This window comes from Corallococcus exercitus, from assembly GCF_003611585.1.
In the GTDB taxonomy this organism is placed as follows: domain Bacteria; phylum Myxococcota; class Myxococcia; order Myxococcales; family Myxococcaceae; genus Corallococcus; species Corallococcus exercitus.
Window position 1 is genome coordinate 1 of sequence record NZ_RAVW01000275.1, and the last position, 12,769, is coordinate 12,769.

General features: G+C 71.7%; 11 protein-coding genes. 5 read left to right on the forward strand and 6 right to left on the reverse strand.

Features of this window, described 5'->3' with window-relative positions; all coding sequences use genetic code 11:
- The 5 genes from D7W79_RS28095 to D7W79_RS28115 all read right to left on the reverse strand — a co-directional run.
- Nucleotides 1–226: WGR domain-containing protein (locus D7W79_RS28095; RefSeq protein WP_120528480.1), on the reverse strand; the 226-nt coding region annotated here is incomplete at its 3' end.
- Nucleotides 227–237: 11 nt separating this feature from the next.
- Nucleotides 238–1,212 (reverse strand): NAD-dependent epimerase/dehydratase family protein, encoded by a 975-nt coding sequence (locus D7W79_RS28100; RefSeq protein WP_120528472.1) that lies wholly within the window; start codon nt 1,210–1,212, stop codon nt 238–240.
- Nucleotides 1,213–1,289: 77 nt separating this feature from the next.
- Nucleotides 1,290–2,477, reverse strand: a complete 1,188-nt coding sequence (locus tag D7W79_RS28105) for a GNAT family N-acetyltransferase (protein WP_120528473.1) — start codon at nt 2,475–2,477, stop codon at nt 1,290–1,292.
- A gap of 64 nt (nt 2,478–2,541) precedes the next feature.
- Nucleotides 2,542–3,126 (reverse strand): imm11 family protein, encoded by a 585-nt coding sequence (locus tag D7W79_RS28110; protein ID WP_336243504.1) that lies wholly within the window; start codon nt 3,124–3,126, stop codon nt 2,542–2,544.
- Complete coding sequence (locus D7W79_RS28115) at nt 3,119–4,348, reverse strand: AHH domain-containing protein (protein ID WP_120528474.1); 1,230 nt, start codon at nt 4,346–4,348, stop codon at nt 3,119–3,121. Before D7W79_RS28115 ends, D7W79_RS28110 begins: the two co-directional genes overlap by 8 nt.
- 95 nt (nt 4,349–4,443) lie before the next feature.
- On the opposite strand from D7W79_RS28115, the gene D7W79_RS28120 reads away from it, so the two are divergent.
- Nucleotides 4,444–5,016: a dihydrofolate reductase family protein gene (locus tag D7W79_RS28120; protein ID WP_120528475.1), complete on the forward strand. Its 573-nt coding sequence runs from the start codon at nt 4,444–4,446 to the stop codon at nt 5,014–5,016.
- A 204-nt stretch (nt 5,017–5,220) separates the two neighbouring features.
- Nucleotides 5,221–6,885 (forward strand): sensor histidine kinase, encoded by a 1,665-nt coding sequence (locus D7W79_RS28125; protein ID WP_120528476.1) that lies wholly within the window; start codon nt 5,221–5,223, stop codon nt 6,883–6,885.
- Here D7W79_RS28125 and D7W79_RS28130 read toward each other — a convergent pair.
- On the reverse strand, nt 6,800–8,389 hold the full coding sequence (locus D7W79_RS28130; protein ID WP_120528477.1) for a GspE/PulE family protein: 1,590 nt from the start codon (nt 8,387–8,389) through the stop codon (nt 6,800–6,802). The genes D7W79_RS28125 and D7W79_RS28130 overlap by 86 nt on opposite strands.
- Nucleotides 8,390–8,449: 60 nt before the next feature.
- Between D7W79_RS28130 and D7W79_RS28135 the strand changes: the two genes are divergently transcribed.
- The 3 genes from D7W79_RS28135 to D7W79_RS28145 form a co-directional block, all read left to right on the forward strand.
- Complete coding sequence (locus D7W79_RS28135) at nt 8,450–8,641, forward strand: hypothetical protein (protein WP_120528478.1); 192 nt, start codon at nt 8,450–8,452, stop codon at nt 8,639–8,641.
- On the forward strand, nt 8,638–11,592 hold the full coding sequence (locus D7W79_RS28140) for an ATP-binding protein (RefSeq protein ID WP_120528479.1): 2,955 nt from the start codon (nt 8,638–8,640) through the stop codon (nt 11,590–11,592). The genes D7W79_RS28135 and D7W79_RS28140 overlap by 4 nt, the downstream gene beginning before the upstream one ends.
- On the forward strand, nt 11,589–12,769 hold a 1,181-nt coding region (locus D7W79_RS28145), incomplete at its 3' end, for a sigma-54-dependent transcriptional regulator (RefSeq protein ID WP_147442088.1). The genes D7W79_RS28140 and D7W79_RS28145, both read left to right, overlap by 4 nt.

Here is a 12,769-nt window from a genome sequence, read left to right on the forward strand (position 1 = left end):
GGGCCGCGGAGCCCGCCTCGGCGCCGACCTCCGCGTAGCCCTCGCGCACCTTCTCCGCGACCTTCTTGGTGTACTCCTTCAGGGCCGCGTCTTCGTCCGGGAAGACCTTCTCCTTGCGCTGACCCGCGGTGCCGATGCGGCCGTAGGTGACGATGAACGTGGCGCCCTGCACCTCGGGCATCCAGAACTTGGAGCTGTTGCCGTCGACGAACTCGAACCTGCGCATGGTCACGGAGGCTACTCCACCTTCGCGGCCAGCGCGCGCAGCCCTTCGTCGCGCGACACGCTGCCCGTGTAGCCCAGCTCCAGCCGGGCCTTCTCGTCGCTCACCGTCACCTCCTGGCCCGCGAGCAGGAGCTCCGTGCGCGACAGGGGCGGCGAACTCGTGAGGCCCAGCAGGTCCCAGACGAAGTCGCTGACCACGGCCACGGTCGCGGCCAGCGCGGTGGGCATGGACCTGTCACCGGGCTCCACGCCCTGCGTCTTCAGGAGCGCGGTGACGAAGGCGCGGAACTCCACGGGCGGGCCGTCGGTGAGGAAGTACACCTGACCGCCCTGCCCCTTCTCGGCGGCCAGCAGCATCCCCTCCACGGCGTTGGCCACGTGGCAGGTGGACGTGAGGTAGTGCCCGCCGCCAATCCACCGGAAGCGCCCGGACTTCACCGCGGCGACCAGCGCGGGCAGCACCGTGGTGTCCCCCGGTCCCCAGACCATGCGGGGCCGCACGGCGACGGTGGTGAACTCCGGCGAGTTGACCTGGAGCACGCGCCACTCCGCCTCCGCCTTGGTGGACGGGTACGGGCCCACGGGGCGCGAGGGCAGCGGGTGCGTTTCGTTCAGGTTCACCATGGGGCCGCCATCCGCCAGCACGGCCTCCGTGCTCACGTGCACGAAGCGCTTCACGCCCGCCGCGCGAGCCGCCTCCAGCACGGCCTCCGTGCCGCGCACGTTGGTCTCATGGAAGGCCGCGCGAGGGCCGGACATCTTCACGTGCGCGGCGGCATGGAAGACGGTGTCGCAGCCCTCCATGCCCAGGCGCAGGCGCTCCGGGTCCGTGAGGTCGCCCTCCCACGGCTCGCCGCCCGCGGCCCGGACGGCGTCCGTGGCGCCAGGCGAGCGGACCAGCGCGCGCGCCGGCTCCCCGCGCTTCGCGAGCGCCGTGAGCAGGTGCTTCCCGACGAACCCCGAGCCACCGGTGACGAACGCGCGCACGTGTGAAGCCTCCTTGCGGCAGAGGACGCCGCTCCTACCACTCCCGGCGGGGCGCGGGGTAGCCCGCGCGCCGAAGGTCAGAACATGTCGCGCAGCGAGGGAGCCGGTCCCGCGAACAGGGCGCTGGCCGTGTCGAGCGACGTCTCGTCCGCGCTCAGCATGCCGGCGAGCTGGAGCGCGCGGGGCGTGAGGAAGCCGGTGTAGAGCGGTGCCAGGGCGCGCACGTGCAGCTGGAGGTGACCCTCGCCGCCCGGCCGGACGCGGGCGCTGCCGCCCTCCACCTCCAGCACGAAGCGCCCCTGGTTCTCCGGGAAGAGGTCGTCCTCCACGTCCAGGTGGAGCGCGCCGGACAGGCCGGGGGCGAAGCCGCGCGCCTCCAGGGCCCGAGGGACATCCAGGAGGCGCGTCATCCAGTGCATCAAGAGCTTCACCTGGTAGGTCTGTTCCCGCAGCAGCGCGAGGAGCGGCTCGTCCGCGCCGCCGAACCACATCACGTCCTGGGCCAGGGAGCGGTGGTCCCCCAGGAAGCGCAAGAGCCGGCGCGCGGCGGCGGGCGTGGTGGCGGTGAGGTCCGTGAGCTTCAGCACCTGCTTGGGCACGGCTCCCTGGGGCGCGAGGCTGCGCACGAGGTACACGTAGCCCTCCACGCCGGAGGTCCCCTCCACGACGTAGCCATAGGCGGTGTCGTTGCGGGGCGTGCGCACGCGCCGCCAGATGTAGTCCCCCCGGTCCAGCCAGCCGTGGTGCTGGGACGCGAAGCGCCGGTAACAGGCCTCCACCGCCGCGTCGTCGGACGGGCGCATGGGGCGCAGGGACAGGGAGCGTTCCCCCAGCTCCAGCGAGGCCGCGTCGACGTGGATCTCGTAGCGCGCGCCAGCGACCTCGTAGCCCACGCGCCGGTAGAGCGGCTGCGTCGCGGGATAGAGGACGGAGAGGGGGGCGCCCTCGTCGCGCATCTCCCGCAGGAAGCGGTGGAAGAGGCGCGTGGCGGCGCCCGCACCCCGGTGCGCGGGAGCGACGCCCACGCCGCCCACGCCGATGAGGGGCACGGAGCGGCCCCCCAGGAACTGGCCCATGCGGATGAGGGTGAGGGTGGCGGCGACCTCGCCGTTCAAGCGCAGGATGCGCAGCGAGGACTCGGAGAAGTTCTTGCGCACCACGGTCTCGGAGTCCGCGAGCGGCATGGCGAACGCCTGCGCGGTGATGTCCGCGATGGCGGCCAGTTCCTGCTCATTCCTCGGAGGTCCGTACGCTTCCCTCTCCATCCCGCATCCCCTTGGCTGACGAAAGGCGGCGCAGCATGGCGCAGCGGATGGAGTGCGGGAAGGCTCAGACCTCGACGAACTGTCCTCCCACGATGCCGCTCTGTTCCAGGGCGGCCTTGAGGTCGCCATCGACGATGAGCGCGGACCGAAGTCCCCACGGGCGGAACACGCGCTCGTCAGCAACCTTTGTTTTGTCGATACGCAGCCCGGCGACGTACTTGTATCCCCCGACCTTCTCGGGCTGCCCGTCCTCAGGAGTCCACAGCTTGAACTCTTCACTTGCGGCCTCATCAACGCATCGGACCGTGCGCGCCGCGACCAGGAGAAAATAGGGCTCGACTTGTCCCTCGACCTGTACCGGGAAGAGCTGCACGTCGGCGGGGGCCAGCGCGCGAAAAACTTCGGCGGTCCTGGCGTTGAGGACAGGCGTGAGCCCTACGCCAGCGGACGTGAAGTCCAGCGGCTTTCCAGGACGGGAGAGAGGAATCCGCAGCGGCCCTGGATCGGGAATGAACACCCCATCCGTGAACCCCCAGGGATCCTCCAATGGCTGGCCATCAAGCTGGGTCGGTGTCTTGAAATACCACCGCCCCGGTACATACACATCGATGTCCAGTTCGAAGAACCGTCGCTCCATCGTCTCAGGCATCAGGATTCCGGGTGATAAGCTTGCGCAAGCGGGTGCCCGCGGTCGTCAGTTCCTTCGCGATTGCTGCCAGGACGTCCACCAATGCAGCCCTGCACTGCGCAACACCCCGACAACTTCTCATGGCTTGGTTGAGCCGGACACGTACTTCTTTATGGTACTCCGCCGGATGAGGTCCTCGATGCCCGTTGATTCGGACCAGGTTCGCGGGGTCATTGAGGCTCATCCCCGCCTGCTCGAAGAACGGTTCGAAGACAGGCGTCCACGGTCCACCGGACTGCTCCGACACCTCGTTCTTGTCCGTGCAGATGTGATGAACATCTCCCTCGGGGTCGCCCTGGATTCCGCCCCCGGGCCCCATGGCGACGGCCGCGACGGCCGTGGGCGCCAACGTGACGTTGAGCACTCCCGCTGACGACAGGGCGATGGAGCGCACCTCACCGGCCAGCGCCCGCGATAGCTGGAACCCAGCCCCGGCCTCCGCCCTCAAGGCCGCCTGCGGGAAGCCCGGCATCCGGGGCCCCTGCGCGGCCATCGCGCTCCTGCCACCGAGCGCCGTCATCGCGACGATGACCAGCACCCGGGCCCCGTTGCTCCCGAGCACCCGCCCGAAGCGATGCCCCGCATCCTTCAGCGCGGCGACGTCCCGGGCGTCCCGCGATTCATCCATCAGCCGCAGGAAGCCCTGCCCCAAATTCCACACCGGCCCCGTGCCCAGATACGCGATGAGCGATGCCGTCAGAACCACCGCGACCAGCTTGGTGACGGGCTCCGGCGCGACCAGCATCACCATCGCTGTGCCAATCATCGTCGTCACCATGGCCCGCAGCGCGGCGGGGTCCATCAGCTCCTCCACCGCATCCGCCACCCCTTCCCAGACCGTATCGAGCGCGAAGGAGAGCGCCATCCTCCGCCGCTCCATCGGCTCCACGGGGAAGTCCTCGCTCAAGCGGAGCGCCGGCCGGCCTCGGGCGCCGTCGACGATGCCTCCCGCGGACGCGAGCAGCGAGCGCCCGCCGGACTCCCGGACCGCGACGTCCAGCTTCAGCTCCAGCACGAGCCGGGTGACGGCGTCCCTGAACGCCTCCTCATCAATCCGGACCGGCTCCGTCTCCACCGGCGTATACGCGATGGGCCTGCCCCGGCCCGTGTCGAGATTCACCACGCGCGTCGTCGCGCAGCCCGCCGCCAGCCACAGCAGCACGGCCATTGCCCAGAGCCTCATGCGCCCTCCGTGCTCGATAGAACCCACACCGCCGTTCTACCAGCCGTGCCCGCCCACGCGGTGCTAAGCCCCGGCGTCAGGAGGAAGCACGGCCCATGCGGAAGCTGACCTATTACATCGCCAGTTCGCTCGATGGCTTCATCGCCTCGCCCACCGGGGCGTTCGACTTCTTCGCCATGGAGCCGGACTACCTGGACGCCATCGCCGCCGAGTACCCGGAGACGCTCCCCGCCGGCTACCGCGCCTTCAAGGGCATCACCGGCCCGGGGAAGCACTTCGACACGGTCCTGGAGGGCCGGCACACCTATCAGGTCGGCCTGGACGCGGGCGTCACCAACGCCTACCCGCACCTCACGCACTACGTCTTCTCCCGCTCCGTCACCCAGAGCCCCGACCCCGGCGTCACCTTCTCCAGCACGCCGCTCGCCACCGTGCGCGAATTGAAGGCCCGCGACGGCCTGGGCATCTGGCTGTGCGGCGGCGGCAAGCTCGCGGCCGAGCTCCTTCCTGAAATCGACGCGTACGTCATCAAGCTCAACCCCGTCATCGCGGGCGCTGGCATCCGGCTCGTCGACGCGGGCTTCGCGCCCCACCGCCTGCGGCTCACCGGCACGCGCACGGTCGACAGCGGCGTCGTCTTCCTGAGCTACGCCCCCCGCGAGCCCTAGCCAGGCCCGACGCCGGGCACGGTGCCGGACGGCCCCATGGGACCCGGGCACGAGGCGCGCCCCCCAGCCCCCGGACGCCTCCACACAGAGTGCGAGCTGCCGCCCTGCTCGAAAGCCTGGTCCCCGGCAGGGTTGGCTGGTGGATGGATTCAAAACACGGTTCGATCCCGAAATACCCGCACGGTGCAATACGATCCGGTACCCATGAGGAGTCCCCTGGACGACGGTCAGCCACCCGCCTCCGCCAGCGGTGGTGACATCGCGTATGTGAGCCCCCAGTCCGCTCGAGACATGGGCGCGCAGCTGCGCCTGTTCATCGACAGCGTGCGGGACTACGCCATCCTCACGCTGGATCCCGCCGGCTACATCGTGAGCTGGAACACCGGCGCCGAACGCATCAAGGGCTACAAGGCCGAGGAGATCCTGGGCCAGCACTTCAGCCGCTTCTACACGCCCGAGGACGTGGCCAGCGGCAGGCCCCAGATGGAGCTGGAGATCGTCAACCGCGAGGGCCGCTTCGAGGAGGAGGCCTGGCGCGTGCGCAAGGACGGCAGCCTCTTCTGGGCCAACGTCGTCATCACCGCGATGCGCGACTCGCAGGGCCAGCTGGTGGGCTACGGCAAGGTGACGCGCGACTTCACCGAGCGCAAGCAGACCCAGGAGCGCCTGCGGCAGAGCGAGGAGCGCTTCCGCCTGCTCATCGAGCACGTCCAGGACTACGCCATCTACATGCTGGACGCCGACGGCCGGGTCTCCACCTGGAATGCCGGCGCGGAGCGCTTCAAGCAATACAAGGCCGAGGAGATCATCGGCCAGCACTTCAGCCGCTTCTTCCCCCCGGAGGACGTGGCCCGCGGCAAGCCCTGGCATGCCCTCCAGGTGGCCGCCAGCGAGGGCCGCTTCGAGGAGGAGGCCTGGCGCGTGCGCAAGGACGGCAGCCTCTTCTGGGCCAGCGTCGTCATCACCGCGCTGCACGACACGCACGGCCAGCTGGTGGGCTACGCCAAGGTGACGCGCGACATCACCCAGCGCAAGCAGAACCAGGAGCGGCGCGAATTGGAGATGCTGCGCGACGCCGTGCGCGCCCGCGACGAGTTCCTCTCCGTCGCCTCCCACGAGCTGAAGACGCCGCTCACCCCGCTGCAGCTGAAGCTCACGTCCCTGCTGCGCGTCGTGGAGAACAACCCTTCCGCCTCCCTGCCCGTGGAGCGCATCGCCCGCGACCTGGAGGTGGCCCGCCGGCAGGTGCGCAAGCTGTCGGACCTCATCGAGGACCTGCTGGACGTCTCGCGCATCAGCATGGGCCAGCTGCGGCTGGACCGGGCGCCCATGGACCTGTCCTCGCTCGCGCGGGAGGTGGTGGTCCGCTACGCCCCCCAGGCCGTGCAGGTCGGGTGCGTCGTCACGCTGGAGGCCCCCACCCCCATCGAGGGGCACTGGGACCGCGCCCGGTTGGATCAGGTCATCACCAACCTGCTCACCAACGCGCTCAAGTACGGCGCGGGCAAGCCCATCCACGTCCGCGTGCGCGTGGACTCGGCGCTGGCCGTCGTGAGCGTGCGCGATGAGGGCATCGGCATTCCCCACGAGGACCAGCCGCGCGTCTTCGAGCGCTTCGTGCGCGCGGTGTCCGAGCGCAACTACGGCGGCCTGGGGCTGGGCCTCTTCATCACCCAGCAGATCATCGAGGCCCACGGCGGCATCGTCCAGGTGCGCAGCACGCCCGGACAGGGCTCGACCTTCACCGTGATGCTGCCCCGGGGGCCGGACGTGGAGACGAACGTCACCCCGGAGGCTGGCGCGGCTTCCGAGCCCGGAGCGGCTGGCGCTCCTCCCGACCCGGACCCTGACGCTCCTCCCGAGCCGTGAGGATATAGCGGTAGGGCACCACGCGCGTCAGCTCGTGCAGCGTGGTGACCCCGTCCGCCACCTTCGCCAGCGCGTCCTCCACCAGCGTGCGGAAGCCGCGCGCCCGGGCGTGCCTGCGCAGTTGGACGCCCGGCGCTCCGGTGGCGATGAGCAGCTGCAGCTCCGGGTCCACCACCAGCAGCTCATAGAGGCCCACGCGCCCCTTGAAGCCGGTGTGGCGGCACGCCTCGCAGCCCTGCCCCGCCCGGGGCTGCACGCCGTCCAGCAGCGGCCCCAGCAGTGACAGCTGATCCGCCGTCGGCGTCGCGGGCGCGGAGCACTCCGGGCAGATGCGCCGCACCAGCCGCTGCGCCAGCACCGCGAGCAGCGCCTCCGCGATGTCGCCGTCCTCCAGCTTCAGCCCGCGCAGGCGGCTCACCGCGCCAATGGCATCCGCCGTGTGCAGCGTGCCCAGCACCACGTGTCCCGTGGACGCGGCCATCAGCGCGGTGCTGCCCGTCTCCAGGTCGCGGATCTCCCCCACCAGCATCACGTTGGGGTCCTGTCGCAGCAATGCGCGCAGGAGCGTCAGGTGCGGCATCTGCGGCGACACCTGCTTCTGGTTCACCTTGGGGACCACGTATTCGATGGGGTCCTCCGCGGTGATGATCTTCTTGCGCCCGTCGTTGAGCCGCGCCAGCGCCGCGTACAGCGTCGTCGTCTTCCCGCTGCCCGTGGGCCCCGTCACCAGCACCAGCCCCTCCGGATTGCCCAGCAGCCGCAGCACCGTGGCCTGCACCTCCGGCGTCATCCCCAGCTTCTCCACCGGCACCAGGCCCACCGTGGCGTCGAGCAGGCGGATGACCACGTCCTCCCCCGCCGGGGAGGGCACCACGCTCACGCGGAAGTCCACGAACTTCCGCCCCGCCTCCCCTTCGTAGAGCGCGCGCAGGCGGCCGTCCTGGGGCCGGCGCTTCTCCGCGATGTCCAGCCCCGCCATCACCTTGATGCGGCTGACCACCTCCGGCAGCGAGTCCGGGGAGATGTCCGTGTACGTCTGGTGGAGGATGCCGTCGATGCGATAGCGCAGGTCCACGTCGTCCGTGTAGCTCTCCAGGTGGATGTCGGACGCGTTCTGGGTCACCGCTACCGCGAGCACGTGGTTCACCAGCTCCACCGGCGTGGGTGGGTGGGACAGCGGCGTGCCGGCCTTCAGCACCACGTCCACCGACGCGTGCACCCCCGCGCCGAAGCCCACCTCCAGCGCGGAGTCGATTTCGTAGCGGTTGAGCCGCACGGGCCGCACCGGCCGACGCAGGAAGTCCGCGATGCGGTAGCGCACGGACAGGTCGTCCGGGTCCAGCATCGCGACCGTCACGGGCTCGGTGTCGTTGGCCGCGTCCACCTTCCCCATCACCGCGACGCCCAGCCGCCGGCAGAAGGACTCCGGGAGCAGCCGCAGCGATTCGCGGTCGAGCGTGAACTGGGGCAGTTCGGAGAACGGGGGCACGTCCGGGGGAGCCATGGCCTGCCGGCTTATCACGGCCCCCCTCGTGCCCGGTCAGGGCTGCTATCGTCGCGCTCCATGTCGCGGCCCCCCGCGGATCCTCCCGCCATGCCGTCGCTGCTGGTGTTCGCCGTGGCGGTGCTGCTGTTCGGCTCGCCGCTGCGCAGGCTGTGGCTGGCGCAAGGCGCTCCCGCCTCGCTCCCCTTCCTCGTGTGGCTGGGCGTCATCGCCCTGGGCGGGTGGGTGGCGCACCGGAGCCTGCGGCCATGACGCTGGGGCCAGGCCCGCTCGTCGTCGCCTCTGTGGCCTACCTGGGTGTGCTGTTCCTCGTGGCGTACGCGGCGGAGAAGGGCCGCATCTCCTCGCGCATCACCCAGCACCCGCTGACGTACGCGCTGGCCCTGGGCGTGTACGCGACGTCCTGGTCCTACTTCGGCAGCGTGGGCTACGCGGCCCGCCACGGCTTCCGCTACCTGGGCATCTACCTGGGCCTCACGCTCGCGTGCCTGCTGGCCCCCGTGCTGTGGCGGCCCCTCTTGCGGCTGACGCGCGAATTGCAGCTCACCTCGCTCGCGGACCTGCTCGCCTTCCGCTACCCCGGCCAGGTGACGGGCACGGCGGTGACGCTGTTCGCGCTGGCCGGCAGCCTGCCCTACCTGGCGCTCCAGATTCGCGCCGTCGTGGAGTCCGCGCGCCTCCTGAGCCCCGCGGCGTCCCCCGCGCTGGTGGGGCCCGGCTTCTGCGGCGTGCTCATCGTCTTCGCGCTCCTCTTCGGCGCGCGCCACCCCGCCCCGCGCGAGCGGCATGAAGGGCTGATGCTGGCCATCGCCTTCGAGTCGGGCGTGAAGCTGCTGGCGCTGCTCCTCGTCGCGGGCTGGTGCGTGGTGTCCGTCTTCGGCGGCGTGGGCGGGCTCAACGACTGGCTCACCCGCCACCCGGAGGCCGTGGAGTCCCTCCAGCGTCCCGCGCGCGACGCGTCCTGGGCGCCGCTGCTGGTGCTCTCCACCATCGCCGCGTTCCTCACGCCCCGGCAGTACCACGTGGCCTTCACGGAGGCGCCGGAGCGCGACGGGCTGGCCACCGTCGCGTGGGCCTTCCCGCTCCTGATGCTGCTCATCAACGCGGCCATCCCCGTGCTGCTGTGGTCCGGCGAGGCGCTGGGCCTGCCCTGGCCCGCGGACTTCCACGTCCTCTCCGTGCCCATCGCGAGGGGTGCCCCACTGCTCGCGCTCATCGCGTTCCTGGGCGGCGTGTCCGCGGCGAGCGCCATGGTCATCGTCACCACGCTCGCGCTCGCGCCCATGTGCCTGACGCACCTGGTGCTGCCGCTGAGCAGCACGCGCGGACGGGACGATCTCTACGGGTGGCTGTTGTGGGCCCGGCGCGTGCTCATCGCCGCCGTCATCCTCGCGGGCTACGGCTTCTACCGGCTGCTGAACGCACGGGCGGCGGGGCTGGTGGACCTGGGGCTCGTGTCCTTCGTCGCCACCGCGCAGTTCGCGCCGGGCGTGCTGGGGCTGCTCATGTGGCCCAAGGCCACGCGCGCGGGGCTGCTGGCGGGGCTGGGCGCGGGCGCGGCGACGTGGGCCATCACCCTGGTGGCCCCGCTGTGGGAGCCGCCCTCGCTGGTGGCGTGGACCCACCAGGTCTCCGCGAAGCTGGGCTTCGGCACGGAGGAGCCCTGGGGCTTCGCCACCTTCACCTCGCTGGCCCTCAACGCGCTGTGCTTCGTGGCGGTGTCGCTCGCCACGCGCCAGTCGGAGGAGGAGAGGGAGGCCGCGCGGGTGTGCGCGCGCGAGGCGCCGGGGCTCGCGGAGGGCAGCGTCGCGGCCAGCTCCCCCGACGAGTTCCGCCGGCAGCTGGAGCCGGTGCTGGGCGCGCAGGTGGCCGCGGCGGAGGTGGACCGCGCGCGCGAGGCGCTGGAGTTGGCCCCGGACGAGCGCCGCCCCGCGGAGCTGCGCCGCCTGCGCGACGGCGTGGAGCGCAACCTCTCCGGCCTCATCGGTCCGGTGCTGGCGCGGCTCGCGGTGGGGGAGGCGCTGCGGCTGGACCCCGGCGCGCGCACGGCCCTGGCGGATCAGCTGCGCTTCGTGGAGGAGCGGCTGCGCGACGCGCGCGACATGCGCGGCCCCTTGCGCGAGTTGGAGGTTGTGCGCCGCTACCTGTACCGCATCCTGGAGGACCTGCCGCTGGGCGTCTGCGCCATGGGCCCGGACGGCGAGGTCGTCATCTGGAACGCCGCGCTGGAGGCGCTGTCGGGCGTGCCCATGGACTCGGCGCGGGGGGTGCCGCTCGCGCGCCTGCCGGAGCCCTGGGGCCCGCTGTTCGCGGAGCTCGCGCGGGCGCCGGGCGGCGACGACGAGGTGCGCGTCACGGTGGGCGGCAGGCCGCGCTTGCTGCGCCTGCACCGCTCGCGGCTCGCGCCTTCGGATGGGGAGGGCGGCGGGGGGACGGGCATCACGTTCCTGGTGGAGGACTGGACGGAGCGCAAGGCGGTGGACGCGAGGCTCGCGCACCAGGACCGGCTGGCGTCGCTGGGCCGGGTGGCCGCGGGCGTGGCGCATGAGATTGGCAACCCGCTCACCGCCATCGCCAGCATCAGCCAGAACCTCAAGTACGAGCTGGAGGACCCGGAGGCCGTGCGCGAGCGCGTGGGGCTCATCCTCCAGCAGTGCAGCCGCATCGACGCCATCGTCCGGGCGCTCGTGGGCTTCGGCCACGCGGGCACCGTGGGCGGCGAGTCCCGGCCCTTCACGCGCGTGGCGGTAGGTCCGCTGCTCGCGGAGGCCGCGCAGCTGGCGCGGTTGTCGCGCAAGGCGCGCGACGTGGCGTGCACGCACCAGAGCCCGGACGGGCTGGACGTGCGCGGCGACGCGCAGCGGCTGGAGCAGGTGCTGGTGAACCTCTTGACCAACGCCATCGACGCGTCGCCCGCGGGCTCGCGCGTGGACCTCATGGCGGAAGCCGCTGGAGACCAGGTGCGCATCCAGGTGGAGGACCGGGGGCACGGCATCGCCCCGGAATTGTCGCAACGCATCTTCGAGCCGTTCTTCACCACCAAGCAGCCCGGCGAGGGCACCGGCCTGGGCCTCGCGCTGGTGGAGGGCATCGTGCGCGAGCACGGCGGCACGCTGCGCATCGAGGGCCGCCCCGACGGCGGCACCCGCGTGACGTTGACCCTGCCCCGCGCGGACACGCTGAAGCAGGAGGCCTCCGCATGAGCCGCATCCTGGTCATCGAGGATGAACCCATCATCCGCACGGAGCTGCGTCGTCTGCTCACCCGCGCGGGCCACGACGTGGCGGAGGCAGGCGCCGTGCCGGAGGCCGCGGCCGAGCACGCGCTGGATGCCTTCGACCTGGTCATCTCCGACCTGCGCCTGCCCGGGCCGCCGGGCACGGACATCATCGCCCTGTGTCCGGGGGTGCCGGTGCTCATCATGACCAGCTTCGCCACGGTGAAGTCCGCCGTGGACGCGATGAAGCTGGGCGCGGTGGACTACATCGCGAAGCCCTTCGACCACGACGAGCTGCTGCTCCAGGTGGAGCGCGTGCTGCGCGAGGGCCGCCTCACCCGCCAGAACGCCGCGCTCAAGCGCGAGGTGGAGCAGACCTGGTCCCCCGGCGGCATGGTGGGCAGCTCCCCCGCGATGCGCGACGTGTTCGAGCGCGTGCGCAAGGTGGCCCCGTCCGCCGCCACCGTGCTGGTGCTGGGCGAGTCCGGCACCGGCAAGGAGCTGGTCGCCCGGGCCGTCCACGCGCAGAGCCAACGGGCGGAAGGGCCGCTCATCGCCGTCAACTGCGCCGCCATCCCGGAGGGCCTGCTGGAGAGCGAGCTGTTCGGCCACGAGAAGGGCGCCTTCACCGGCGCGCAGGCCGCGCACGCGGGCCTGGTGGAGGCGGCGCACGGCGGCACGCTCTTCCTGGATGAGATTGGGGAACTGCCCGCGCCCGCGCAGGCGCGCCTCTTGCGCATGCTCCAGGACGGCGAGGTGCGGCGGGTGGGCGCCACGCGCTCGCGCAAGGTGGACGTGCGCATCCTCGCGGCCACGCACCGCGACCTGCCCCGCCGCGTGCAGGAGGGGCTGTTCCGCCAGGACCTCTACTTCCGCCTGCGCGTCGTCGAAATCCGCCTGCCGCCCCTGCGCGAGCGCGGCGAGGACGTGCCCGCGCTGGCGAAACACCTGCTGGAGCGGGCCAGCAAGCGGATGGGCCGCCCGCCCGCGTCGCTGTCCCCGGACGCGCTGGCCGCCATCGCGCAGCACCCATGGCCGGGCAACGTGCGCGAGCTGGAGAACGCGATTGAACGCGCGGTCATCCTCGCGGACGGGCCGCTCATCACCGCCGACCTGCTGGCGCTGGAGCCGCCGGGCGGGCCGGGCGTGGACGGCCCCCCGCC